The sequence below is a fragment of the Porphyromonas gulae DSM 15663 genome (assembly GCF_000378065.1).
Taxonomy (GTDB): Bacteria; Bacteroidota; Bacteroidia; order Bacteroidales; family Porphyromonadaceae; genus Porphyromonas; species Porphyromonas gulae.
The window spans coordinates 25,713-52,179 of sequence record NZ_KB899147.1; the positions used below are offsets into that span (position 1 = coordinate 25,713).

At 51.8% G+C, this 26,467-nt stretch carries 22 protein-coding genes and 2 pseudogenes; 13 read left to right on the plus strand and 11 right to left on the minus strand.

Going from position 1 to position 26,467, the window contains the following annotated elements:
- Positions 1 to 2: 2 nt before the first annotated feature.
- The 5 genes from porL to F452_RS0100165 form a co-directional block, all read right to left on the minus strand.
- Positions 3 to 932: a type IX secretion system motor protein PorL/GldL gene (porL, locus tag F452_RS0100145; protein ID WP_026292049.1), complete on the minus strand. Its 930-nt coding sequence runs from the start codon at positions 930 to 932 to the stop codon at positions 3 to 5.
- Positions 933 to 972: 40 nt separating this feature from the next.
- Positions 973 to 2,448, minus strand: a complete 1,476-nt coding sequence (gene porK / locus F452_RS0100150; RefSeq protein WP_026292050.1) for a T9SS ring complex lipoprotein PorK/GldK — start codon at positions 2,446 to 2,448, stop codon at positions 973 to 975.
- 56 nt (positions 2,449 to 2,504) lie between these two features.
- Complete coding sequence (porP, locus tag F452_RS0100155; RefSeq protein ID WP_018964252.1) at positions 2,505 to 3,446, minus strand: type IX secretion system membrane protein PorP; 942 nt, start codon at positions 3,444 to 3,446, stop codon at positions 2,505 to 2,507.
- Positions 3,447 to 3,527: 81 nt separating this feature from the next.
- Positions 3,528 to 3,749 carry a DUF2795 domain-containing protein gene (locus F452_RS0100160; RefSeq protein WP_005874189.1) on the minus strand — a complete coding sequence of 74 codons (222 nt, stop codon included), beginning with the start codon at positions 3,747 to 3,749 and terminating at the stop codon, positions 3,528 to 3,530.
- A 188-nt stretch (positions 3,750 to 3,937) separates the two neighbouring features.
- On the minus strand, positions 3,938 to 5,443 hold the full coding sequence (locus F452_RS0100165) for a TolC family protein (protein ID WP_018964253.1): 1,506 nt from the start codon (positions 5,441 to 5,443) through the stop codon (positions 3,938 to 3,940).
- Positions 5,444 to 5,705: 262 nt separating this feature from the next.
- Between F452_RS0100165 and F452_RS0100170 the strand changes: the two genes are divergently transcribed.
- From F452_RS0100170 to F452_RS0100190, 5 genes are all read left to right on the plus strand, one after another.
- Positions 5,706 to 6,956, plus strand: coding sequence for an HlyD family secretion protein (locus tag F452_RS0100170; RefSeq protein ID WP_018964254.1), 1,251 nt, complete (start codon positions 5,706 to 5,708; stop codon positions 6,954 to 6,956).
- Between the two features lie 79 nt (positions 6,957 to 7,035).
- A complete protein-coding gene (locus F452_RS0100175; protein ID WP_004584758.1) occupies positions 7,036 to 7,707 on the plus strand; it encodes an ABC transporter ATP-binding protein in 672 nt (223 codons plus the stop codon).
- A gap of 310 nt (positions 7,708 to 8,017) precedes the next feature.
- Complete coding sequence (locus tag F452_RS0100180; RefSeq protein WP_235317510.1) at positions 8,018 to 9,304, plus strand: ABC transporter permease; 1,287 nt, start codon at positions 8,018 to 8,020, stop codon at positions 9,302 to 9,304.
- Between the two features lie 21 nt (positions 9,305 to 9,325).
- A complete protein-coding gene (locus F452_RS0100185) occupies positions 9,326 to 10,654 on the plus strand; it encodes an ABC transporter permease (RefSeq protein ID WP_018964256.1) in 1,329 nt (442 codons plus the stop codon).
- Between the two features lie 338 nt (positions 10,655 to 10,992).
- On the plus strand, positions 10,993 to 13,275 hold the full coding sequence (locus tag F452_RS0100190; RefSeq protein ID WP_235317509.1) for an NADP-dependent malic enzyme: 2,283 nt from the start codon (positions 10,993 to 10,995) through the stop codon (positions 13,273 to 13,275).
- A 139-nt stretch (positions 13,276 to 13,414) separates the two neighbouring features.
- Here the strand turns inward: F452_RS0100190 and F452_RS0100195 are convergent, their stop codons facing one another.
- The 4 genes and pseudogenes from F452_RS0100195 to F452_RS13115 all read right to left on the minus strand — a co-directional run.
- Positions 13,415 to 13,852, minus strand: coding sequence for a hypothetical protein (locus F452_RS0100195; protein WP_018964258.1), 438 nt, complete (start codon positions 13,850 to 13,852; stop codon positions 13,415 to 13,417).
- Positions 13,853 to 13,887: 35 nt separating this feature from the next.
- Positions 13,888 to 14,325, minus strand: coding sequence for a ribose 5-phosphate isomerase B (gene rpiB / locus F452_RS0100200; protein WP_018964259.1), 438 nt, complete (start codon positions 14,323 to 14,325; stop codon positions 13,888 to 13,890).
- Between the two features lie 86 nt (positions 14,326 to 14,411).
- On the minus strand, positions 14,412 to 16,439 hold the full coding sequence (locus F452_RS0100205; RefSeq protein WP_018964260.1) for a transketolase family protein: 2,028 nt from the start codon (positions 16,437 to 16,439) through the stop codon (positions 14,412 to 14,414).
- Between the two features lie 356 nt (positions 16,440 to 16,795).
- A pseudogene (locus F452_RS13115) lies at positions 16,796 to 16,909 on the minus strand (hypothetical protein); the annotation flags it as partial.
- 381 nt (positions 16,910 to 17,290) lie between these two features.
- Here F452_RS13115 and rplU point away from each other — a divergent pair.
- The 3 genes from rplU to serS all read left to right on the plus strand — a co-directional run bounded on the left by rplU (position 17,291) and on the right by serS (position 19,263).
- Complete coding sequence (gene rplU, locus F452_RS0100210) at positions 17,291 to 17,608, plus strand: 50S ribosomal protein L21 (RefSeq protein ID WP_004584799.1); 318 nt, start codon at positions 17,291 to 17,293, stop codon at positions 17,606 to 17,608.
- A gap of 27 nt (positions 17,609 to 17,635) precedes the next feature.
- Entirely contained in the window at positions 17,636 to 17,893 is a 258-nt protein-coding gene (gene rpmA, locus F452_RS0100215) for a 50S ribosomal protein L27 (protein ID WP_018964261.1), read from the plus strand.
- Positions 17,894 to 17,991: 98 nt separating this feature from the next.
- Positions 17,992 to 19,263, plus strand: coding sequence for a serine--tRNA ligase (gene serS, locus F452_RS0100220; RefSeq protein WP_018964262.1), 1,272 nt, complete (start codon positions 17,992 to 17,994; stop codon positions 19,261 to 19,263).
- A 12-nt stretch (positions 19,264 to 19,275) separates the two neighbouring features.
- Here the strand turns inward: serS and F452_RS0100225 are convergent, their stop codons facing one another.
- The gene (locus F452_RS0100225) at positions 19,276 to 21,936 is read right to left on the minus strand and encodes a dipeptidyl-peptidase 3 family protein (protein WP_018964263.1); all 2,661 of its coding nucleotides are present in this window, start codon (positions 21,934 to 21,936) and stop codon (positions 19,276 to 19,278) included.
- A gap of 149 nt (positions 21,937 to 22,085) precedes the next feature.
- The gene (locus F452_RS13120; protein WP_160224181.1) at positions 22,086 to 22,238 is read right to left on the minus strand and encodes a DUF1661 domain-containing protein; all 153 of its coding nucleotides are present in this window, start codon (positions 22,236 to 22,238) and stop codon (positions 22,086 to 22,088) included.
- Between the two features lie 7 nt (positions 22,239 to 22,245).
- Here F452_RS13120 and F452_RS12495 point away from each other — a divergent pair.
- The 5 genes and pseudogenes from F452_RS12495 to F452_RS0100245 all read left to right on the plus strand — a co-directional run.
- A pseudogene (locus tag F452_RS12495) lies at positions 22,246 to 22,299 on the plus strand (hypothetical protein); the annotation flags it as partial.
- Between the two features lie 190 nt (positions 22,300 to 22,489).
- On the plus strand, positions 22,490 to 22,873 hold the full coding sequence (locus F452_RS0100230) for a DUF1573 domain-containing protein (RefSeq protein WP_026292052.1): 384 nt from the start codon (positions 22,490 to 22,492) through the stop codon (positions 22,871 to 22,873).
- A 31-nt stretch (positions 22,874 to 22,904) separates the two neighbouring features.
- Positions 22,905 to 23,993 (plus strand): DUF1573 domain-containing protein, encoded by a 1,089-nt coding sequence (locus tag F452_RS0100235; protein ID WP_018964265.1) that lies wholly within the window; start codon positions 22,905 to 22,907, stop codon positions 23,991 to 23,993.
- 75 nt (positions 23,994 to 24,068) lie between these two features.
- Entirely contained in the window at positions 24,069 to 25,175 is a 1,107-nt protein-coding gene (gene meaB / locus F452_RS0100240; RefSeq protein WP_018964266.1) for a methylmalonyl Co-A mutase-associated GTPase MeaB, read from the plus strand.
- Between the two features lie 28 nt (positions 25,176 to 25,203).
- Positions 25,204 to 26,382, plus strand: coding sequence for a dicarboxylate/amino acid:cation symporter (locus F452_RS0100245; protein ID WP_018964267.1), 1,179 nt, complete (start codon positions 25,204 to 25,206; stop codon positions 26,380 to 26,382).
- Positions 26,383 to 26,467: the final 85 nt, after the last annotated feature.

A 26,467-nucleotide genomic window follows, 5' to 3' on the forward strand; every position in this document is an offset into this window, starting at 1 on the left:
GCTTATAAGGGTGAGCTGCCGGATGATGAAGGATTAGAAGCACCAAAATTGCCGGGCATACCGGGTAGACCTACATTCGTTGTCAAGGCTTGGAGCAGGCGGGCATACACCTCGTTGAGTTGGGTCAGCTGGCGTGCCATACGCTCGTTTTCGTTGCGGAATGAAGAACTGTCGATGACACTATTGTCATACATATCTCGGATATGAGCCAATCCGCGGTTGATACGATCGATGGTGTCGATCTGGGAGCTGATGCTCTTGAGCTGTATCTCGTATATGGTATTCAGGCCGGAGATGTTGCGGCTGAGGTTTTCCATCTGCTGGATATACGATTGCGAATTGAGGCGCAAGCCTTCCTGATCCGCTTGCATCTGCTCGTAGCTCTCCGTCATGGCGGCTGCAGTCCGGCCGATACGGGCAAGCTGTTCGCCTGCTTCAGCCAGTTTGTCTATGCCTTCGCTCAGACGTTGGATCTGCTCTTCCGGCAGTATTCCGGTCAGTTGGGACTGGAAAGGAGCGGCAGGCTTAGGCTGTTCTTGTGGTTGCGTACCCAAAGAGGCAGAGGCAAGGCGCACAGAAGATGGCCTTTCCGCGTATGCAGCTGCTTCTTTGGCCTTTTCGCGAAGATACTCCCGACGCTGCTCCATCTCCCGACGGTCCATCGGATTCTTCGAGTCCAGTTCAGGGAAGACTTCTTCCCAGCGGTATTCCATTGCGGGTTTTTCGAATCCGGAGATAAAAAACACCAAGAATTCTGTGATCATCCCCACGAAAAGCATCTCATTGCCCATCGGCAAATGGAGCAACTTGAAGAGAGCACCCAAAATCACCACAGCGGCTCCCCAACTATAAACGATATTGAGAAGTCGGCGTCCTTTGTGACTGGCCAAATACATCTCAAGGATGTTCTTGTATCTTCTATAATGACCCATAATACTTGTTTTTCTTGTTTTGAATATAGATTGGCGATACTTATTTCTTTTTGCTGCGACGCGAACTCTTAGGAGCCTTGCCGGAAGAGAAGGCGATGGAAGTACGTACACAACGGAATCCGATATAGGAACGACCTACGTTCTGGTATTCATGGCTACGGGTAGCCGAGCGGATGAAGCGAGCCACATCTTTCCACGAACCACCGCGTACTACCTTTTGCTTCAGGATGTACGGATCCGTCAGTGCAGCTTTGTATTCCAGTTCTGGATTCAGATCCGACATTTGTTTGAGTCCGGACTCCGAAAATGCCGTGCTGGTCCATTCGGCTACGTTGCCAGCCATATCGTACAAGCCGAAATCATTGGGCGAGAAACTGGATACGCGGGACGGTATCAAATGGCCGTCAGCCGTATAGTCGCCCTCTCCGGGCTTGAAGTTGCCCAAGAAACAACCCCGTCCTGTCCTCAAGTCTTCGGTACTCCATGGATATTTATTGTTGGAATTGCCCATTCGAGCAGCATATTCCCATTCGGCTTCAGTGGGCAGACGGAAGTCGTCCATGATCTGTCCCTCAGGCAGGCGAACACCTTTGCGGAAGAATTCCGACCGCCACGCACAGAACGCCTGCGCCTGTTCCCATGAAATACCCACTACGGGATAGTCATCGTAGCCCGGGTGATTGAAATACATTCTCGTATAGATCTCGGTACGAGCATTGGGGAAATCATTTACCCAGCATGTCTCATCGGGATAGACCGGTACGATGTATGTATTGAGAAAATCGTATTCGCTGCTGAGCGGACGCGTGATGGTCTCGCTGATGATATTGCCGCTTTCGTCTATGAAAGCCGTGTCTTTCGATATCATCACTACGGCGTTGGGGTCTACCTTGATGTCCGTATTCAGATTGCGCTTTGCAGCCTTGAGCTGATGCTCGCGCAGAGCTGCCGAACGATAGTCGTAGACTTCGTACCGGTAGACCATTTGATCCGGATTTAGCTTTCGCTCACGAGTGACGGGATTGGTATAGTAAACGCTGTTGATGGCGGCTATTTCTTCCTCGGTAGCTCGCTTTTCGGAAGGAATGGGTTTGCTCCAATCCAAATGAGGAGTTACGGGTTCGCCGAACTTATTCTCGGTAATCTTGTATTCTTCGTTGCCGCCGTATGCAGGATCGGCCAGACGTTCGCGGATGATAGAGTCCCGAACGTAGTAGACAAACTGCCGGTATTGGGCATTGGTGATCTCCGTCCGATCCATCCAAAAAGCATCCACAGATATAGGGCGCGATTCGGCAGGTATGCCCCATAGGCTGTCTGCCTCTTTGTTTCCCAACACGATACTCCCTCGGGGAACCTGTATCATCCCGAAAGGCGATGGCTCATTCCATGAAGATAGCTTGGCACCGGTCAGTTCACCGCCGACAGCCCGTTTGGAAGAGCCGCACGACGAAATAGTGAAAACTCCAAACAGAAAAAAGCCTGCAAGAGCCAAAAACCTGTTCTTTCTACACATACATTATTTATATATCTGCTTCGCTGCTCTCCCCGAATCTTGCGCTAAGGCAGTTTTCAGAGGAAACGAATGCTTTTATACTTTGCATCTCTATTCTTCGTATTGCTCAATGGGAAAGAATAGCTGACCAGCAATTCGTGGCTTCCCCATGAGGCTTTAGCCAGTGCTGATGTCGGCCATTCGAAGGTATAGCCGGCATAGAACTTGCCCAACTGCATCCCTAAGCTCACTCCCACGGCTTGTGTGGGACGATACATCAGTGAGCCAAAGAAGCGGTTGTTGTATGACATTCCCATCGTCACATCCAAACGAGAGCTATGCCCGTCGGTAGCTGCAAAGATAGAAGGATGCCATGCAAATAACGAATAAATGGAACGGATATTGTATCCGGCAAGGAGATAATAATGCCTTGTCAGATCTAATATATACTGTTCATTGAGCGGAATTGCCGGAGCGGTCAGATGGTTAGAGCTGAATCCGACGTACAATTCTTTGCGGCGGTAGTATATACCTGCACCGATGTCGAAGGCCTTTCCGCTCACTCTGGTAAGGGGTATGGCCGGATCATTCTCCGTCTCAAGCTCCACCTTGGTGCCATCGAAAGCCGTATTGACGAGTCCGGCTTGGAGGGCGACGGACAGATCTCCGCCGAAGAGTTTCTGCTTGAAGGCATATTGCCCCATCAGCTCATTGATGGCAAAGAGTCCTCTCGTTTCGGTCACTACCCGAACTCCTACTCCATGCTCTCTGTCGAAGAAGCGAATAGGCGCATCGGCCAGTACGACGAAGCTCTTAGGACTTCGGGGCATGCCTTCCCATTGTCTATTGTGCAGCGCAGTGATGAAAATCTCTTTACGCATGCCGGCATAAGCCGGATTGTAGTAGCCGTATGCACGGGTGTACTGAGCCAGCAATAAATCGCCCTGAGCGAAAATATCTTCTCCTCCGGCCACGGTCAGGAGCAGGAGCAGAATGAGCGAACGGAAAGATTTATGCAAGACTGATGCCACGGTGGTAAAACGAAGCCCCGAGTGCTATTATTGCACATACGGGGCATATTCGTTTAAGGAGATTACATTTTAGTACTCCTCTTCGTTGAAGAAAAAATCCTCTTTGCTCGGATAATCCGGCCAAATATCTTCTATCGATTCGTAGATTTCCCCTTCATCTTCCATTTCCTGTAGATTCTCGATGACTTCAAGAGGAGCACCCGAACGTTGTGCATAGTCTATCAACTCATCTTTGGTTGCAGGCCAAGGAGCATCTTCCAATTTGGAGGCTAATTCTAATGTCCAGTACATAATGGTTAGAGTTTTTTGTCCAATAATACTTAGCATTTCACCTCAGTCGGAAAGATTTCTAACCGACTTCGCGCAAAAATATGCGCAAAAATAGAAGAATTCTCCGGTTTGCCAGCATATACCTTTTCAGGTCAATCGGATACCGGTCGGTTTCCTCCCATTGCTATGATCGTCCGATTCCTTTGTACCTATAGCTCTTCCATGGGTATATCGATCTCCTCATCGCGTACCGGATCATAGGCCGTCAGGCTACGCAGATTGTAGTAGTAGCTCCAGTAGTGATGCAGTGCTCTGACGAGCGAGGTGCGTGCCAGGTCCTTGGCATCCTGTGCCGCATTCAGATCGAGGGTGGAAATAGCTCCGACGGTGAAAGTCTCCACGGCAGTATGATAGCGTGCCTGAGCGATACTGTCGGTACGACGCGCCAATTCGAGGACGCGAAGCTGGTTGTTGTAGTTCTCTACCAGCAGGAATATCTGCCGGTGCCAACGCTCTTCTTCCTGTCGCAGTCGATGCTCTTCGAGACGGCGGTTGCTCTCGGCCAAGCGTATCCGACCGCGTCCGCGCCCCCAATCTACGAGAGGGATACGCACGCCTACGGAGACAGAGCTGTTGTCCTTCAGACGTCCGCCGTATGCATCGTGCAGATTGTCCGCCTGTCCGGCATATCCGATTTGGGCCATCAGTTCGATGGAGAAGCGTTCGGATTTGGCTCGGGCCAGTGAGCGATCGGCTTCGAGCATCCTGCGCTTCATCTCTCCGACGAACGGATGATTGCGTCCGGCCAGCTCCATCACCCGTTCATAGCTTACGGGTGTGAAGACCGTATCGGCCGGTATAGAGAGTGAGAGGACTTCATCCGGCTGCAAACCGAGGAAAATGCTCAGGGACATCTCCGCTCCGCGCAGGGCTGTACGGCTCGAAAGAATTGCCGAAGAAGCCGAAGCATAGCTGATCTCCACGGCTCGCAATTCGTTTTCGGATAGCTTCCCTATCTTCTTTTTGGCGCGCGCCACTTCGACCAGCTTCGCCGTGTTGCGGAGGTTGGTCTCGGCATTGTTGTACTCTTCCCGTGCCAGCAGGGCCGAAAAGTAATGATCTATGCAGCTTACGCTCACTTCCTCCGTATTGGCCACGAATCGCCGGCGAGCCTCTTCGTAGCGCACAGGTTCTATGCGGCGACTCCATTTCATTTCGTTCAGTCCGAAGAGCGGTTGGCTCAGGGTCAGGCTTATCGGTACGCTCATGAAATGCCTGTTGGCACCTTCCGTGCCGAGCGGATTGATATGCTCGAGCGAACTCACCAGAGAGAGTTTGCCGCCCGTAAGCCATATATTCTGATCCACGGATATATGCCCTGACAGGCGCAGCGCATTGGAGCGGACGAAGCTGTAAGAGCCGTCCGGCTGCTGATAGAGCGAATAGGCACGCCTGTAGTCCGGCAGTGTAGCTGTCAGGTTCACTCCGGGCAGCAGTTCCGCCCGATAGGTGCGCCACTGCCAGTAGGCCGCCCGAAGCTCTTGCAGTGCCACGGCTGCATCCACACTCTGCTTTCGTGCCAGCCGGATGGCTTCCGTGAGGGACAAAGGGGATGGATCCGTAGCGGCAACCTGCTGTGCCGAAACCTCGCTCCACGGAGTCAGGCTCAGGGAGGCAAAGCAGAGGGAGAGGACGAAAAGGCTTTTTTTCTTCATTTTTCTTTCGTTTTATTGCACCTTTCCGACGGCAAAGCTTATGCCACCACCCTTAAAAGGCTGATAATATGCAGGTTTTCTCCGATGGCGAAGTGTCCGACTGTCCGGAAACGAACACCCGAACTGTCCGAAAACGGACAGTGGACACTTCGGTCGATCGAATAAGTGACTGATAATGAGGACGGGGGATTGTTTGGCATGGCATTTGCTCCTCGGAAGGCGGTGAGCAACGAAGCTCGCACCGGAAAAAAGAAAACGATTCATGGACAGACAAGTTTCGCCCGAACGGCTCAAACGTGAAAAGCAAAGACGTTACCTCATCATAGCAGCTTCGGCAGTCATTCTCTTCTTCGGGGGATGGTGGTTGCTCTCCTCCATGCAAGGCTCCATATCCGCAGCCTCTCTGCGTTTGGGGCGGGTGGACAAAGGAGAAGTGCAGATCGCTACCTCAGCTTCCGGCGAAGTGGTACCGGCTTTCGAGGAGATCATCACTTCGCCGGTGCAGGCACGCTTGATAGCTGTGCTTAGGCATGCAGGCGATTCGGTACACCGAGGTGAACCCTTGTTGGAACTGGACTTGCAGTCCGTGCGCACGGAGTTCGAGAAATTGCAGGACGAACTGCGGATGAAGCAGACCCAACTGCATCGGCAGGAAGTACAACTCCGCGGAGAGCTCAATGCCAAGCGACGCGAACTCAAGGTCAAAGCCATGCAGAACGACCGCCGAAGAGCAGAGCTCCAGAGCGAAAGATATTTGGATAGCATCGGAGCAGGTACAACGGATAAGGTACGCGAGATAGAGCTGGCCAATCGTGTGGCAGCACTCGAATACGAGGGTATGGTGGAAAACCTGCGCGATCGTGAGGCCACGGCTGCTGCCGAACAGGCTGCTGCCCGGCTGGAAATAGAGATATTCAGGAAGACTTTGGAGGAGAAACGCCGTCAGCTGGATGATGCCCGGATCGCTTCTCCTCGTGACGGAGTGCTCACTTTCGTACTCAGCGAGGTGGGTACGCTTATCGGTGCAGGCTCTCAAGTGGCCACCGTGAGCGATCCGAAGCACTTCCGTATTCAGGCCGACATAGCGGACGACTATGCCCAACGCCTTTCGGTCGGTGCCAAAGCAGTGGTAAATCTCGATGGCCGTCGTATAGAAGGAACGGTGACGAACATCACTCCTGCTGCCAAGAATGGAGTGGTACGCTTCTATGTGGGATTGTCGGCAGACGAGACGTACGCACTGCGTTCGGGCTTGAAAGTCAGCGTCTATGTGCTCACGGCTCTCAGAAACGAATGTGTGCGGATCCCCTTCGGCAATTACTATCACGGCGAAGGCCTGTATGAAATGTACGTGCGCCGAGGCAGTACGCTGGTACGTCGGGAGGTACGTCTGGGCGGAAGCGGCGAATCGTTCGTGGAGGTCATGTCCGGTCTCGAACCCGGCGAAGAGGTCGTACTCCAGACCCTGGATGCAGCATTCCGCAATAGCAAGAAGATCAAGCTGAAAGACTGAGGACGTACGAGTCCGGGAGTCTGCCCTCCATCCGGAGAGAATGATAATAAGAAACCATAACGAAACATAACAGAACAATATGGATGCAATCAAACTGACCAACGTGAGTCGCATCTTCCGTGCCGGCCTGATGGAAACGGCCGCTTTGGAGGATATCAACATCAGCGTAAACGGCGGCGAGTTCCTTTCCGTCATGGGACCGAGCGGATGCGGTAAGAGTACGCTCCTCAACGTCATGGGTCTGCTGGACCGTCCTACCACGGGGACAGTGGAAATCCTCGGACAGACGGTACACTCCATGAACGACAAGGCTTTGGCCGCTTTCCGCAATGAAAAGCTGGGATTCGTATTTCAGAGTTTTCATCTCGTCAATACGCTCAATGTGCTGGACAACGCCATGCTGCCGCTCCTCTATCGCCGCATGAGCGAAAGCAAAAGAAGGAAGGCAGCGTACGAAGTCCTCGAGCGCATGGAAATGACGCATCGGCTGCGCCATTATCCCCAACAGCTCTCCGGAGGTCAATGCCAACGCGTGGCCATTGCCCGCGCCATTGTAGGCAATCCCGAGATTATCCTCGCCGACGAACCTACCGGTAACCTCGATTCCAAAATGGGGGCGGAAGTAATGAGTATCCTTCATCGGCTCAATACAGAGGACGGACGTACCATCGTCATGGTCACTCACAACGAATTGCAAGCCCGGGAGACGAGTCGGACCATCCGAATGTTTGACGGGCATCAGGTGGGCTAATCAGGTGAAATACAGGGTTTTAATGATCATCCTTGAGAGATGCCCGGATCGACCTCAAAAGGGGGCTAAACCAAACTATATAGTTTGACCAAACCAAAGTATATAGTTTGGTTCAACCAAAGTATATAGTTCAGTCAGACCAAACTATATAGTTTAGTCAGACCAAAGTATATAGTTTGATTCGGCCCTTCCAAAAGGATAGAAAAAGCATATCGCAAAGATGGTATCGGAGGTTCGGGACAGAGGTTCCCCCCTTCCCATTCGGACGCCTTCCGCATCCATCGAAATAACCGCACAAGAGACAGAAACAATGAAAAGATATATCAGACAATCGTGGCAAATCATCCGGCAGAATCCGGTGCTCAGCGTTATCGGCATTATCGGTACGGCCTTTGCCATTTGTATGGTCATGGTACTGGTGCAGCAAGAGTATATGAAGGTGGGAAGGTTCTCGCCCGAAAGCAATCGTTCGCGCTGGTTGGTGACCCGAGGTGCCACCATGACGACGAAGGACACAACGAGAAACATGACCATGAATACCAACTTGGGTGGGTATCAGGTATTAGAGATATTCCGCAAGCTCGAAACACCCGAAGCCGTGACCGCTTTCGAGGGACTTTCCATACCTGAGCCGGGCCATGAACCGCGCTTCTGCGTACGCGAAGGCGAGCAGGAAGTCCCCGTCACGACGAGATATACGGACGAGGCTTTCTGGCAGGTGTTCGATTTTTCTTTCGTCGCCGGCAAGCATTATACCGAGGCGGATGCCCGATCGAATATCTCCGTGGCAGTCATTACCGACAGGTTGGCGCGCCGGTTCTTCGGCTCTTCGAGCGAGGCTATCGGCCGGCAAGCTCTGATCAATGGGCGCAAATACACCGTCTGCGGAGTGGTGCGCCATGTGACCCCTTTCTGCAACTTCGCCTATGGAGATGTATGGATGCCTGTGTTCAGGCTGTACGAAGAAAGAGTGAAGAACAACCTATTCTCCAGATTCAATGTAATCTGTCTGGCCAAAAGCCCGAAGGACTTCGATGCCATCAAGGAAGAAGTCGGGGCCTTGACTGCCAAGTGCAATAGTGTGCAGGAGAAATTCAATATCAGCTTTCCCGGCCAACCTGCCGATCAGTTCACGACGATGCACCGCAAATTCCGTCGCGATGAAACCGAAGCCTCAGAGTATCGCCGTCGCTTCATTCTCCTCCTGTCGCTATTTCTGTGCATCCCGGCTATCAATCTTTCGGGTATGACTCTTAGCCGTATGCGTCGCCGTTTGGCCGAATTGGGTGTACGACGCTCTTTCGGAGCTGTCCGATCCGATATAGTCCGTCAGGTACTGGCAGAGAATATGCTGATCAGTCTGATAGGAGGGGCTTTCGGATTGCTTTTGAGTTATCTGGTCATGGCCCTCTTTCCCTCGTGGCTCCTCAGCGTGGGGAGCTGGGGAATGATGCAGGGCGACATCAACGGAGCCATGTTCAATCCCGTCATTTTCCTGATAGCTCTGATCTTCTGTGTGCTGATCAATCTGCTCAGTGCCTTTATTCCTGCCTGGCGTATATCCAAGACTCCCATCGTAGAATCCCTCTCCCACTAACCTCATCATACAGATATTATCATGCTACATCATATTATCAAGATCATCCGCGCCGAACGTCGTGCCAACCTCTGGATATGGCTGGAGATGCTCGTCGTATGCGGCCTGCTTTGGTTCGTCACGGACTATGCTCTGGCAGCCCTGCGTGCCTGGACACGCCCGTTGAACTACGATATAGAACACGTGTACCGCCTTACCCTTGCAACTGTGCAAAAAGATAAGGACGGAAAACGGAAAGAGATGTCCGCCGATCAGGGAAAAACCATGATGCAAACCCTCGATCTGATTGCTGCATATCCCGGAGTGGAAGCGGCTTGTCTCCAACAGTGGGGCGGTCATTATTCCTCTTCGTCAAGCAACAGTAGCTTTCAACTGGACACCGTATCACTCATAAACGTTGAGGATCGAATGGTTTCGCCGGATTATTTCCGTGTGTTTCGTGTCTATGGAGCCGATGGTTCTTCGCCGGAAGTGATGGTGGAACGATTCGGCAAACTTCGCATGAACGATCTCCAACGGGACTACTATCTCTCGCGCAATGCCCTCGACTATGTGGAGAAAGTCAATGGCGAAGGACGAGAAAGCGACCTCCGCTACATAGGCATGTCGGACAGCATCAACTACAACATGGTATCCGTTGTCGATGGCGTCCAAAGCGAAAAGAGTATCCGATACAATCAGACACTGCGAGGACTCATACCGGATCAGCCCAAAAACGAAGCCGAAAGTACCGGCTATGTCAGCCTGAAGCCCATCACGGAGGAGTACATTTCGCAAAACGAGCTGACATCTTACTCCGTCTATCTGCGTGTCTCTCCCGAAACGGATACGCCGGACTTCAAAGAGCAGTTTATGAAAAGGATGAAAGCCGTGACCAAGGACGATACTTATCCTGTACTGACGATGAATGCTGTCAGTGAAGACCGGGCAGGGATATTGGCCGATCCTGTCCGGCAGATCAATAATCATCTGGCCATCGGTTTCTTCCTCCTGCTCAATATATTCCTCGGCATCGTCGGCACCTTCTGGGTGCGAACCGAGCAGCGACGCGCCGAAGTAGGAATCCGCCGTGTAGTGGGATCCACGAACAGGAGCGTATTCTCGCTCATGTTCGGCGAGGGGATTATACTGATGACACTGGCTTTCGTGCCTGCGGCCGTAGCCGCATGGTACGTCATGTTCCATACCGATCTTTGCGACATCAAGGTGTTTCCTGTCGGCTGGGGACGTCTTTTGCTCGGATTGGGGTGTACTTATTTGCAGATGCTGCTGATGGTTTTTCTCGGCACATTCATTCCCGTACTGCGTGCTTTGCGTGTGCCTCCGACCGAGGCTATCCGCAGCGAGTAGGGGAGGATGGGATCCATTCCCCCACGTTCTCCCTATACCTTATTATATATAGCAGCGACAAAACGGCCGTATCGTAGTACAACGATCCGCCTAAGCTCGAAGGGGCAGGAGCCGATACAGGCCTCCTGTCCCTTTGTCGTCAGGCCTTTATTTGCAGTTTGCAAACCGGAAAAGAGACAAAACCTCCATTCATAATAGGAGATTTTGGTTCGGCTTCCCTACCTTTGTGTGCCAATAGCTCCATACGGATTTGTCGGAATTTGTTTCTTCTCAGACATTTCGTGTGCTATTGCTTGGGAAATAAACCCGACAAAACAGAAACGATACTACCTATTATAATGATGAACAGCAAACTCGAAGAACAGGCACGAGCCTACCATGCCGAAGGTAAGCCCGGCAAACTCGAAATCAGGCCTACGAAGCCTCATTCTACTCAGCACGATCTGACGCTGGCATATAGTCCGGGAGTAGCGGTGCCCTGCAAGGACATCGAACAGGATCCGGCATTTGCATACAAATACACGGCCAAAGGCAATCTCGTGGCCGTGATCTCGAATGGTACCGCCGTTTTGGGACTGGGGGATATAGGTGCTTTGGCCGGCAAGCCGGTTATGGAGGGGAAAGGACTGCTCTTCAAGATATATGCCGGTATAGATGTGTTCGACATTGAGATAGACGAGACGGATCCGAAGCGGTTCATCGAAGTAGTCAAGGCTATTGCCCCGACCTTCGGAGGCATCAACCTCGAAGACATCAAAGCACCCGAATGCTTCGAGATAGAGGAGACGCTGAAGCGAGAATTGGATATACCCGTCATGCACGACGATCAGCACGGCACTGCGATCATCTCTTCCGCCGGCCTGATCAATGCACTGATGATAGCAGGCAAAAAGATCGAGGATGTGCGTATCGTAGTGAACGGTGCAGGGGCATCGGCTTTCTCCTGCACCAAACTGTACGAATCCTTCGGTGCCAGAAGAGAAAACATCCTGATGCTCGACAGCAAAGGGGTAATCACAGCGGATCGGACGGATCTGACCGAACAGAAACGCTACTTTGCCACCGAACGTACCGATGTGCACACGCTGGCCGAGGCCATTGCCGGTGCTGATGTCTTTGTCGGTCTGTCCCGTCCCAATGTGCTCACACAGGATATGGTGCGGATGATGGCTCCCAATCCCATTGTATTTGCACTGGCCAATCCCAATCCGGAGATTACTTATGAGGAGGCTACAGCCGCTCGTGAGGATATTATCATGGCTACGGGGCGTTCGGATTATCCCAACCAGATCAACAATGTGATCGGTTTCCCTTATATATTCCGTGGAGCTTTGGACGTTCGTGCCAAGGCTATCAATGAGGAAATGAAACGGGCTGCTACGATGGCTATCGCGGATTTGGCACGGGAGGCTGTCCCCGACGAAGTGCTGCGTGCCTATGGCAATGCTCAGTTGCACTTCGGGAAGGACTACTTCATCCCCAAGCCGGTGGATCCTCGCCTGATCGTTCGCGTATCTACAGCCGTAGCACGTGCGGCAGTAGAGAGCGGTGTGGCAGAGCATCCTATTGCGGATTGGGCTGCTTATGAGGCCGAATTGCTGGGACGGGTGGGACTGATGAGTCACCTTACCCGTCGTCTTCACGAATCTGCCAAGCTCTATCCTCATCGCGTGATCTATGCAGCCTGCGAGAATCCTTCGGTGCTGAAGGCTGCCGTATCGGCACGTGCACATGGAATAGCCCGACCGATCATGCTGGGGGATGAGAAGCAAATACGGGATTTTGCCGTAGAGTTGGATTTGTCTTTGGAGGGTATCGAGATTGTTAATTACCGCTCCGATGAAGAAAAGGCTCGCCGTCATCATTATGCCCGTGTCTTTGCCGAGCAGAACTGGCGGCGCGGAGGCAATCATACCGAAGCACTGGACAAGATGTTCGATCCCAACTATTTCGGTATGATGATGGTACGCTTGGGGGATGCCGATGCTATGATCACGGGCATATACAGCAAGCATAGCTATCTGGCGGATGTGGCCAAGCAGACCGTCGGCCTGCAAGAGGGCGTCAGTCACTTTGCCACTATGCATATGGTCAGCCTGAAGAACGGGCCACTCTTCCTGGCCGATACGCTGATCAATCACAACCTTTCGGCCGAGGCTCTTGTGGACATCGCTGTGATGGCCTATGAGAAAGCACACTGTTTCGGCGTGAAGCCTGTACTGGCGATAGTCGGATTCTCTGACTTCGGAGCCGACGGCGATGCGGATAGTACGGTGGAGGCTGCGAAGGCTGTGGCCATATTGCATGAGAAATACCCCTATATTCCCGTGGATGGAGAGATGCGGGTATCCTTGGCTCTCCATGCCGAAAAGAGAGATAAGCAGTATCCGCAGAACAAGATTAAGGGGCGTAATGCCAATGTTTTGATTTTCCCGCGTCTTTCGGCAGCGAATGCATGTTACCAGCTGCTTCGCGAAGCGGACGATGCCGAGGAGGTGCTGGGCCCTATTCAGATCGGTCTGGCTAAGCCTGTCTACTTTGCCGATCATGATGCTACGGTGTCGGACATCCTCAATATCACAGCCATGGCCGTACTGGACAGCCACGCCTGTCTGATTTGATTCGAGTATAAATCCGTACAACAAATAGAGGCTGTTCTGCAAATCGTGCAGAGCAGCCTCTTTGTATTTGGGGTTTCTATCCTTTGGAGGAGTTCCCGATAGGTCGCCTTTTATCGTGCTTAAATCCGACGGACTGACTTTACTCGGTAGGACGTTCTACGCGCTTGAGTCCGCCGGTGGTTCGGCCGGCTTCCAAGAGTGGCAGGTTGGTTTCAGTCGGGATGTAGATCACGGTCTTGTCATTCAGACTGCCCTGCTGACGCACCCACAGATACTGAATGTATGTGGGCGTAAGACTGTTGTTTTCTATCCTGATGGCTTCTGCGGCTCCTTTTGCCCGTTCGATCTCAGCTTTGGCATTGAGCTTCTCTGCTTCGAGATTGGCTTTTGCTTCTTCGATCTTGATCCTTCTGTTTTGTTCTGCTTTGGAGAACTCTGCTTTTCCTGCCTGTTCGGCTCGCCAAACGTTGTACATCGGCAGCCCGAACATCAGCCCTACAATAGCAAGGACAATGATAATGAGCGACACGACGATGGTCTTTCCTTGAATCGTCGTGGAAGATTTTGTGATATTCATTGCTTTATTTCTTGAGTTTTTTGTCGGGTTAAGTACTATTTCCGGATGGGGATTTTGTCTATCCGGGCCTTATGGCGTCCCCCTTCGAAAGGCGTCTCCAAATAGGTCTTCAAGATCGTTTTGGCCTGTTCGTCCGAGATGAAGCGTGCAGGCAGCGAGAGGACGTTGGCATCGTTGTGCTGGCGAGCCAAACGAGCGATCTCCTCAGTCCAGCAAAGAGCGGCACGTACGTGGGGATATTTGTTCATCACCATGGATATGCCGTTGCCCGAACCGCAGATCGATATGCCACGATTCAGCTCGCCCTGTTCGATGGCAGAGCCTAACGGGTGGGCAAAATCAGGGTAATCGACGCTTTCGGAAGAGTGGCATCCGAAGTCTTTTGTCGTGATGCCTTGCTCTGCAAGCCATGCCTTTACGCGTTCTTTCAATTCATATCCGGCGTGGTCGCTACAAATACCGATTGTTTCCATTGTCTGAGCTGTGGTTTGTAAAAACAGATTGCCCGAAAGCCATATTCCGATCTGGAAGTCGCTTTCGGGCAGCCTGTGGTTGGTTATCAGTGGAGTATTTTCAACACTTGTTCGTACACATTCTCTGCTGTAAAGCCGAGTTTCTCGTCCAGCACCTTATACGGGGCGGAGAATCCGAAAGAGTTCAATCCCCAGACGGCACCGCTTTCGCCCACAAGGCCTTCCAGATTGACGGGCAATCCGGCTGTCAGACCGAAACGCCTGATACCGGTGGGAAGCACTTCCTCCTGATATTCGGCACTCTGCGAACGGAAAAGCCCCTCGGAAGGTACCGACACGATACGAAGTTTTACGCCGCGTTTGCGCAGCAGCTCTGCTCCTTCGACCAATGTGGACACCTCAGATCCGCTGGCCAAAAGAACTACCTCGATATTCTGATCCGTATTGACGATATAAGCTCCCTTTTCAGCCTGCAAGGCTTCTTCGTACCGGCTGCCGTTAGCAGGCAGATCAGTGATATTCTGACGTGAGAGGATCAGAGCCGTAGGAGTATGCGTATTCTCCATAGCCATCTTCCAAGCGACGGTAGTCTCCTGCACATCGGCCGGACGAAGTATCAGCATGGAGCGGCGGCCGCTGTGGTTGTGCAGCTTCTCCATCAGGCGGATTTGTGCCTCTTGTTCCACCGGTTCGTGAGTAGGACCATCCTCGCCCACACGGAAAGCATCGTGCGTCCAGATAAACTTGACGGGCAATTCCATCAGGGCAGCCATACGAACGGCCGGTTTCATGTAGTCGGAAAACACGAAGAAGGTACCGCAAGCCGGAATGACGCCTCCATGAAGAGCCATACCGATACAGAGACATGCCATGGTCAGCTCCGATACACCGATCTGCAAGAATGCCCCACTGAAATCCCCTTTCTTCATGGCGTGGGTTTTCTTCAAGAAACCATCAGTCTTGTCCGAATTGGAAAGGTCGGCAGAGGTTACAATCATATTCTCTACTTCTCCGGCAAGAGTACCCAGCACGGTGGCAGAAGCGGAACGGGTAGCCTGATTGGGTTTCTGCTCTATGGCTTTCCAGTCGATTTGGGGCGTTTGGCCGGCGAACCAGGCATCGAACTTGGCTGCCAAATCGGGATGGGTGCTGCGCCAGCGTTGTTCTTCTTCGCGACGCTCTGCCATGATCTGCTCCAGCTCTGCCAAGCGAGCGGCATACATCTCCTGAACTTCGGGGAAGATGGCGAATGGCTCGTCGGGATTGCCTCCGAGGTTCTTGACTGTCTGGGCGAATGATGCTCCGGCAGCCGATAGTGGCTGTCCATGCGTGCTCACCATATTCTCATACGAGCTGCCATCTTCGCCTACGGCACCTTTGCCCATAAGGGTGTGGCCGATGATAAGTGTGGGACGCTCGCCCTCTCCTTTGGCTTCGCTCAAGGCCTTGCGAATTTCATCCGCATCATTGCCTGCAATCTCTATTACCTTCCAGCCCCATGCACGGTATTTCATGGCTACGTCCTCGCTTGCCACCTCTTTTACCGTTGTAGAGAGCTGTACGTCGTTCGAGTCGTAGAACATAATCAGATTGTTCAGCCCAAGGTGTCCGGCGATTCGGCCGGCTCCCTGCGATACTTCCTCCTGTATACCACCATCGGATATGTAGGCATAGATCGTTTGGCTCATCATCCAGCCGAAGCGATGAGCGAGGAATTTGGCTGCGATGGCTGCGCCGACAGCATAGGTGTGTCCTTGTCCCAAGGGACCGGATGTATTCTCCACGCCGTGCATGACATCTACTTCGGGGTGTCCGGGTGTAATGCTGCCCCATTGGCGGAATGCTTTGAGGTCATCCATCGTGTACTTGCCCGTCAATGCCAGCTGAGCATACAGCATCGGGGACATATGTCCCGGATCCAGGAAGAAGCGATCGCGACCCGCCCATTGTGGATTCTTCGGGTCAAAGATCAAATACTCGGAGAAGAGCACGTTTACAAAGTCCGCTCCGCCCATGGCTCCGCCCGGGTGACCGCTTTTGGCTTTTTCCACCATTGCAGCGGCCAACACTCGAATATTGTCCGCAGCCTTGTTCATCAGCTTTTTGTCGTTCATTCCTTCTAATTATGTTGAGGTGAGATTATGTCTTAAATTATGATTGTCCTGTGACCCCGAAGACATCTTTTCCGGCAAAGGTAAGAAGTTCCGTTCAGAGCACGTGGTTTACTATATTAAATAGATGGTTTTTCGGAGGTCAAGCCCTGCTCCTCTCTCCCTTAAAGACACGATATAGATAGAATCATCCCGTCTTTCTATTCGCAAATGACTGAAGAGTGCTTCTCTCGGTACTCTCTTATCATCACAAAGGGAGCCGGTTTGCCATTACTCATGACACAGGCCTTGGCGTATGCGGTGCCCCGGCCAAACCGTTTTTATAAGTCTAACAAAATTATCTAAATTCGAGATACTCCTCAAAACTCGGAAGAGCCTCCTCCCTTCTCATCCTCTTTTGTGCAGAGGGCATGTGCCGGCTGAGAAAATAAGAAGACATGGTGCCGAAAAACGTGGGGCGAGAATTTTTTCGCTTTGGCGCGGGAACGGAAAAATTCTCGCGCCGCAACGAAATTTTTTTCGTTCCGTTTTTCCCGAAAAGCGGTTCGAGTTTTTCCAGGAAAATGGTTCGTAAATTCGTTTTCTCTTTTTCCGCTCCTGTTGAATGTCCCTCCGCTGTTCTAAAACTTTTGGGAAAGCGGTTTGCCTTCTTGGGGAGGGGGAGAGGAAGATCTTTACCTTTCGTCTTGGACTCTATAGGGTATGATCATTGGATTTTCATTCTATTACATTGTATTCTATATCAATAAGAAATACTATCTTTGCGGTCGATATTCCTATGTATGGTCATAAAAGTGACTCGAATACGCGTGCGTCCACCATACGGGGCTAACAAGTTTAGTAGAAAGAAAGTAATGTACGTTATCGTAGACATTCAGGGACAGCAGATGAAGGTAGAGCAAGGCCGTCGGCTGTTCGTGCATCACATCAAAGACGTAGAGAGTGGTGCAAGCGTAGAGTTCGACAAGGTACTCCTCGTCGATAATAATGGTGCTATCACCGTGGGTTCTCCCTTGGTGGAAGGTGCTAAAGTGGTATGTGAAGTATTGACTCCTCTTGTGAAAGGGGATAAGGTGCTGATATTCCACAAGAAGAGAAGAAAAGGATACCGCAAGCTGAATGGCCATCGCCAGCAGTTTACGGAAATTCTGGTGAAAGAAGTCGTTGCATAATCAAATCCACAAAACAGAAACACAATCATGGCACATAAAAAAGGTGTAGGTAGTTCCAAGAACGGTCGTGAATCGGAAAGCAAACGTCTTGGCGTGAAAGTTTATGGTGGAGAAATGGCTAAGGCCGGCAACATATTGGTTCGTCAGCGTGGCACCGTTCACCACCCGGGTGAAAACGTAGGTATCGGTAAGGATCATACTTTGTATGCACTGAAGTCGGGCGTAGTAGTATTTACTCGCAAGAAAAACGACCGTTCATACGTTTCGATCAAGGCCGAATCATAAAGAAAGCAGAACGCTAATAAGCAGTTAGGTAAATAGGGGGCGAATCTCTACAGGCTGTAACCGCCTTGGAGATTTGCCTTTTGTTTTTTCGATATACTATGCTGACACTCAAGCAAATCATAGAAAACAAGGAAGAAGTGATCCGTCGCCTGGCGGTGAAGCACTTCGATGCAGCCGCTATCCTCGATGAAGTCATCTCTCTCGACAGACAGCGACGCGAAACTCAACAGAGTCTGGATGCTCGCTTGGCGGAGCAAAATGCCATTGCCAAGGAGATCGGAGCTTTGATGAAAGCCGGCAAGAAAGACGAGGCAGAGGCTATCCGTGCGAAAGTAGCCGAGATGAAAGCCGAGAGCCACCATCTGGAAGAGCGGAAAGCAGATCTGGAGAATGCCATACGCCAGCAGCTTCTGCTTATCCCGAATCTGCCGCATGAGTCTGTCCCTACGGGCAAGACTGCAGAGGAGAATGTCTGCGTGAAGACAGGCGGTATAGTGCCGGAGCTTGGAGAGCACAAGCTGCCGCATTGGGATCTGGCCAAGAAATATGATCTGATCGACTTCGAACTCGGCGTCAAGATAACGGGAGCGGGTTTCCCCGTCTATAAGGGCAAAGGAGCACGTCTGCAGCGCGCTTTGATCAACTTCTTCTTGGACGAAGCCCGCAATGCCGGATTCACGGAGATAGAGCCGCCCTATGTGGTCAATGAGGACTCCGGATATGGTACGGGACAGCTCCCCGACAAGGAAGGGCAGATGTACCATGTCACGGCGGACAACCTGTATCTGATCCCCACGGCAGAGGTGCCGGTGACCAATATCTTCCGCGATGTGATTCTCTCCGAGGACGAATTGCCCATTCGCTTGACTGCATACTCGGCTTGCTTCCGACGCGAAGCCGGTTCGTACGGCAAGGATGTTCGCGGTCTGAATCGCCTCCATCAGTTCAACAAGGTGGAGATCGTCTGCATCGACAAGCCCGAACACTCCTACGAACAGCTCGATCAGATGGTCGGCTATGTCCAAGGCCTTGTAGATAAGCTGGGACTTCCGTGGCGTATCCTTCGCCTCTGTGGCGGAGACATTAGCTTCACTTCGGCATTGACTTACGACTTCGAAGTCTATTCGGCTGCCCAAGAGCGGTGGTTGGAGGTTAGCTCCGTATCCAATTTCGAGAGCTTCCAAGCCAATCGTCTGAAGTGCCGTTATCGCAATGCGGATAAGAAAGTGGAGCTTTGCCACACGCTCAACGGTAGTGCCTTGGCTCTGCCTCGTATCGTGGCTGCCCTGCTGGAAAACAATCAGACAGCCGAGGGCATCCGCATCCCCGACTGTCTGGTGCCTTATACAGGCTTCTCGATGATCGATTGATAGTCGCTTCCCTTACTCGCCCTTTGGGTAGAAGTCGAGTTCGAAGCGAATATCTTCGCATAATTCGTACAAAACCGGTGCTGTGTCTTGGCTCGATTCGGGCAATAGGCACAGCACTTTTTTTGTCCGCTCTGCAGAGCCTCGCCCATATCGCTTGAGCAGAAGAGCAGAAGCGCGCCGAAGCTCCGCTTTTTGTTCCTCGTCGGAGAGGTAGAGAATGGCCGGTGCTAAGAGTTTCTCTGCCGGCACGTCTTCCGGAAAGATGCCGCGTGTAAACAATCGGGCTGCAAGCATCAGTGCTCCCGTCATCATGTCAGGGGTAGTCGCTTCACTCTCGATCCATCGAATGATGCTTTGCATTGCTTCGGGCATTCGCTCCAGCAGATTGGCTGTCAGTTGCTCGCGAAGTTCCACATTGTCGGCCTCTCGGAGGAATCTCGTTGCCCGCTCGTGAGTCAATTCTTCGGCCGGATAGATCATCGTGGCGAGTATCTTCGTCTCCCTTACATCCCGTCTCCACAGATAGTCGGCCAATGGAGCGGATGCGTCGGCCGTGCGAGCCAGCCGGAGCAGGTGTTCGCGAGTGACTCCGAAGTTGATGCCGTAGTGGAGTCCTTTCTCTCGCATACTGGCCGATAGTACACCGTCCATCGCTCGTCGGAGGTGCGAGCGCAATCTTCTTGCCTCCTGCAAGAGCGGACTGTCTGCAGGCAGGAAGCCATATTCCGCGCTGTAGCGAAGCATTTGTTCGGCATAGCCTTCCGTGTATTCTATCGTTGCATCCGTAAGCCTGCCCTCCGAATTATATACGGGTCTCAACCGAGGATTGACAAATCCCTTATACGGAGCAATATCCAGCTTGGCATAGCGCGTCAGCACTTCCTCGTGCAAGAGCGGATCCACGTGGACGGCATAACGCTCCACCAACGCCTTGCCGGCGGTATAGTCGCCCTCGCTCTTGATGCGTTGCACCTCGGCCAGCAAATCGGCAATGATCGCACGCACCGCTTCATAGTCCTCGATGACGAGTGTCGTCTTGCCCCCTTGGCAAACCAGCGACATAGCCCCCGGTCGCTCGGCATGCTCCAAGACGTAACGGGCTATGAGCGCACGGTTGCGCATGTGCGCCTCCTCTATCACCTCTCCTCGCTTGATACGCACGAGTTGGGTCATCAGACCGTTGAGCATGTATTTGTAATAATTGGCTTTGTAAGCGTGGGGATCGGTCAAAAGGCCTAATTCGATCATTTTGGGATCGGCCAGAAAATAGAGAGCAAAGAGGTCAGCGCGCGTCTCCTCCAGCGTGGAGGCATGTTCTCCCAGTGCATCGCCCGATACACCGGGGAGTAGCTGTCCGCTGCCATGTCCGAGGCATTCGTGCAGGTCGGTGTGGAGACTGTCCGTCAGGTCGGCATGCAGTTCTACGTGTCTGCGTACTTCCTCGTCAGGGATAAACTCCTCGTACAGACCCGTCCCTCGTGCAGCATGGTTGTATGCATCTGTGATATTGTCGATGGTGACGGACTTGGATCCGTGTTCGGCACGAATCCAGTCGGCATTCGGAAGGTTGATCCCTATTGGAGTGGCAGGATAGCTGTCGCCGGCTATGGTCAGCACATTGACCACCGTAGCCGATATGCCACGGGGATTCTTCTTACGGAAACGTGCATCGATAGGCGAATGAGCTTCGAACCAACCTGCATGTTCGCTGATGATGCGCGTACGTCTGCCGGCTTCTTCGTCCTGCATGTGTACCAATCCCTCCCAACTGCCGTGTATGCCTATCGGATCGGCATATACTTCGGTGAATCCGTTGATGAAGTCGATCCGCGTGCGATTGTTTTCCACCCAGCGGATACAGAACCGGTCGTACAGCCTGACGTCTCCTGTGCGGTAATAGTCGCACAGCAGTCGTATGCACGTAGCCTGTTCCTCGTTCTCCGTGTATGGTATGGCAGCCTCCAAAGAAGCGACTACGGCTTCTATGGCCGGACCGTACAATCCGTCTGTGCTGCAAACCTCGTCTTTCAATTCGCCCGAAGTCGAACGAATCAGACGTGTATTCAGCCCGAAGCTCGGTGGATAACTTTTCTCTTTTTCGGGAAGAGCTTCTATCAGGTTTTTGTAATGGCTTTCCGCTTCAGATCGGGTGATACCCGGTGCATAGAAATTGACCGAAGAAGCCTTGATAATATCCTCTTCACCGCTCTGCTCCGTCTGTTTGGGTAGAAAATCGGCATCGTACAATACGCGCTCCAAAAGCACCTGTTCTTCCGGCTCCAGCTCCACTCTTGCCTCTCTTAGGGAGTCCCTCAAGAACTCCGGACTGAAACGGGCTATGAATTTGGCTCCGCTGTAATGGTGGTGAATGCCATTGGCAAACCAGATACAGAAGAGGTATTCTTCCAGCAGAGCAAAGTCGTCGGTTTGTTCCGATTGGCTAAGATGGATGTAAATATGCTCCATCAGGCTGCGTACCCAGAGGTTGTAGCGGCAGTTCTGTATGGTCGTAATGTCTCGCCCACGCAGGGCGGCTTCCGAGAGGTGGTAGCAAAGCATCCTCTGCTTAGGGGTCAATGTGCCGAAGAGATCGGCTCGATAGCTGAGTACTTCTATATCTGCAAATCGGGCTATGCGCTCTCCCGATCGGTGTTCGGTTGTTTCTTTTGTCATTGTGATTGAGGCTTTGAGTCAATAGGGGAGGGGAATAGTTTTCTCCCGTGTGAAACGACATGGTGCAAATTTAGGACAAAGGCAAAGAATAAAGCGGAATATAGCCGCAGACCAATCCGATATGGTACACTCAAAATCCGACTGAAAAATCAATACAAGAGTAGTGGACATTCTTTTCCTTCGCATATCTTTCGTTCGCGATTTGCGAACCATAAATGAGCAGATTGTGGCGCGTATTTTCCTGAAAACACGAACCAAAAGTTTTTCGTTCCGGCGCGTAAATTTTTTGCTTCTCGCGCCAAAACGAAAAAAATCTCGCGCCACGTTTTTAGGGACGTAGAGCGAAACAATTCCCGAACGTAAACTCGATTGTTGCCTTAGTGTTGCATTTATAGATGAAATCTGCATGCCTGCTAAAAATGCTAAATAGACCTTTACAATAAAAGAAAAATGTACCTTTGTTCCCATAGGCATACGAAAATTCCGGTGGAATGTCGAGGATGCCGGTTTGAATTTTTAGAGTGTAAAATCTTATTTCAAAAAGAATAGAACTATGAAACGAATAGTTTTTGTAATGATCGCACTCCTTATCGGAATAGGAGTAGCTACGGCACAAAATGCAAAGAAAGCAGTCATCTCTTCGGACAATGTGGAGCATGACTTCGGTACGATCAAAGAAGCTGATGGCAGTGTGACTCACACATTCGTTATCAAGAATACGGGAGACGCTCCCTTGGTGATCACTCGCGTAGTGGCTTCTTGCGGCTGTACGACACCCCAGTTCAGCAAAGAGCCTATCGCTCCGGGTCAGACAAGCAAAATAGACGTCGCATATAATCCTGCCGGCCGTCCGGGTCAGTTCGTAAAGACCATAGCCGTGTACAGCAATGGTAAGGATGGTACCTTTACGCTACGCATCAAAGGGGTTGTAGAATAAATAGCATAGCTCTGCAAGTAGTACAAGGCGTATGATCGTCAGTACATTTCGAGGGCTGCTCTTCTTCCTTTTCCTATTGACTCCTCTGTCGCTGACAGCTCAAGAGAGTCCGGAAATACAGGTCGAGGAGCAGTCCTTTAACTTTGGTCTGATTCCGGAGGAAAAAGGTTCGGTAGGGCATAGCTTCAAGTTTCGCAACAGCGGTACCGCTCCTCTCGTGATCACTCGTGTGACGGCTGATTGTGGCTGTACGACTCCGGCGTGGCCGGAAGAAGCCATTGCTCCCGGAGAAAAAGCGGAGATTCGCGTCCTCTTCGATCCCATCGGTCGGGCAGGGACTTTCGTCAAGCGGATTCGTGTTTTCTCCAATGCTCCCTCTTCCCCTCTTGAACTCAGTATAAGCGGTACGGTCACGACCCTTGGTGGTGCCATGCCGCATGCCTATGCCTTGGCGATAGGGCCGTTACAGGTGAGCAATGCTCGCCTGCTTTTCCCTATTTCCATGCCTGAAGATGAGGGGGTGGTACGGTTGGTGGTGAACAATACGGATGAGTCCGACCTGCAAGTTGCTGTCGTATCGCTGCCTTCATTTGTATCGCTGGACGATCGGGCATTCCGGCTGCAAGCTCGTGAACCCAGAGAGCTGAATCTTTCGCTTGCCGTACCTCGCAATATGCCTCCGGGGATGAAGGACGAACCGCTTGTTTTAGAGGTAATATCTTCCGAAACAGGAATAAAAGCCGTTGATTCCGTCTTGGTTTCCTTGCCGCTGGTGGACAATTTTCCAGCCCTCACCGCAGCCCAAACAGGTGTTATGGAACTTAGCACCTATTTGGACATGGGGCAGTTGGATGGAGAGACGACAAAGGTTGCGATAGACATTCGCAACGTCGGCGCAGGCCCTCTCCGACTGCATAGCGTCACCACACGCAATCCGGCCCTGACTGCCGTAGCCGACCGGACGGAGATAAAGCCCGGCGGAAGCACACTATTGCGCATCGCCGTGGATTCGCAGGTGATGAAGGCTGAGGGGTGGCAGAGTATAGCAGCCGATATTTCCATCATTTGCAACGATCCGCAGGCTCCGCTACGTCGTATCAAGGTCAAAGCCGAACTGTAACTTTCCCCCGTGGAGCTGCTGCCAAGCGTTATTGCAAGCGAGATTACAGCAGATCTGATAAACTGAACAATAACTATGGACGAACTACTTCATCATCCCGAAAATGATGATTGTTATAAGGGACTGAAAGTGAATAAGGGCGTTTCCAATATGCCCATCATCAATCCCTACCTGCACAGAACAAGACGCAAGAAACTGACGGTCAAGGACTATGTGGATGGCATTTTGGCGGGCGATATTACCATCCTGAGTCGTGCTGTCACACTGGTGGAAAGTCTCCTGCCCATGCATCAGGATACGGCGCAGCAGATCATAGAGCAGTGCCTGCCTCATGCCGGCCGTTCCATGCGTATCGGTATTACCGGAGTACCCGGAGCGGGCAAGAGTACTTCGATCGATGCTTTCGGTATGCACCTCATCAAGCAGGGGCGGAAGCTCGCCGTGCTGGCCATAGATCCCAGCAGCGAGAGATCCAAAGGGAGTATTCTGGGAGATAAGACCCGTATGGAGCAGCTTTCCCGAGAGAAGAATGCCTTTATTCGTCCCAGTCCTGCTGCCGGCTCACTGGGTGGTGTGGCGCGCAAGACGCGTGAGACCATCGTGCTGTGTGAAGCGGCCGGATTCGACACGATCTTTGTAGAGACGGTAGGCGTGGGACAGAGCGAAACGGCTGTCCATTCGATGGTGGACTTCTTCCTGCTGATCCAGCTGGCCGGTACGGGGGATGAACTTCAGGGTATCAAGCGCGGTATCATGGAGATGGCCGATGGTATCATCGTCAATAAAGCGGACGGAGACAATATCGACAAGGCCAATCTGGCGGCTTCGCATTATCGGAATGCTCTTCGGCTATTCCCACCGGCGGAGTCGGGATGGAAGCCGCGCGTCCTTACCTATTCGGGCTATTATGCCATCGGCATCAAGGATATTTGGGATATGATCGACGAGTACCGCCATTTTACGACGGATAACGGATTCTTCCGGATGAAGCGTCAGCGTCAGGCCAAGTGGTGGATGTACGAGACGATCAACGACGAACTGCGCGATTCGTTCTACAACAGTACAGAGGTTCAGAGCCTCATACCAGAGGTCGAAGAGGCCGTGTTGGAAGATCGTGCCACGAGTTTCGTTGCTGCCCGTCGTCTACTGGATGCCTACTTCCGCTATATTTCCAACAAATAATCTTCTTGATCAAGCAACCTTAACCCTTATGCGTAAACTACGGATCGGCCTTTTGCCCAAGATCATATTGGCCATTATCCTCGGTATCGGCTTCGGCAACCTCTTCAGCTTCCCGTTTATTCGGATCTTCGTCACTTTCAATACTCTCTTTAGCGAACTGCTCGGCTTCTCCATTCCGCTGATTATCCTCGGATTGGTGACGGTGGCTATTGCTGACATCGGGAAAGGTGCCGGAAGGATGCTTCTTATCACTGTGCTGATAGCCTATATGGCTACTGTGTTGTCAGGCCTATTCGCCTACTTCGCTGGCAATGCTTTCTTCCCGTCTTTGATTTCTCCCGGTACGGGTATGAGCGATGTTACTCAGTCGCAAGGAGTAGAGCCTTACTTCTCTATCGCCATACCGCCGATGATGAGCGTGATGACAGCTCTTGTCCTTTCCTTTGTGCTCGGTCTGGGGTTGGCCGGCATGGAAAGCCGTGGTATGAAGGGAATGATGCAGGATTTCCAGGAGATTATCACCAAGTTGATCGCCAAAGTTATTATCCCCTTGCTACCTATTTATATCTTTGGGATCTTTCTGAACATGACCCATCAGGGCGAAGTGGTGAAGGTATTATCCGTATTCCTTAGTATCATCGGTATTATTTTCGGCCTTCATATCATCCTGCTGATCTTCCAATACGCTGTGGCAGGATTTATAACCAAGAAGAATCCTTTCAGAATGCTGTGGCGGATGATGCCGGCTTATTTCACTGCTCTCGGTACGCAGTCTTCGGCAGCCACTATTCCCGTCACGCTCAAGAGTGCGGTGAAGTGTGGCGTATCGGAAGAGATAGCAGGCTTTACCGTCCCTCTCTGTGCTACGATCCACCTGAGCGGTAGCACGCTCAAGATTACTTGTTGTGCCTTGGCTCTGATGATCATGCAGGGGATGCCTTATGATGCAGGTCTGTTTACCGGATTTATCTTTATGCTCGGTATTACGATGGTGGCAGCTCCGGGAGTGCCGGGTGGAGCCATCATGGCGGCTTTAGGTGTTTTGCAGAGTATGCTCGGTTTCGATGAGTCCTTACAGGCACTCATGATAGCATTGTATATAACCATGGATAACTTCGGTACGGCTTGTAATGTCACAGGCGACGGTGCTATCTCGCTGATCGTGGACAAACTCATGATGCGCAAGAGGCAGGCAGTCGCAAGGTAGACAAGAGGTTAGGAAGAAAAAGAAAGGAGAGGAGACTGTCGGCATGTACAGATCTCCTCTCCTTTGTTTATTTGTTGGAGGCTTT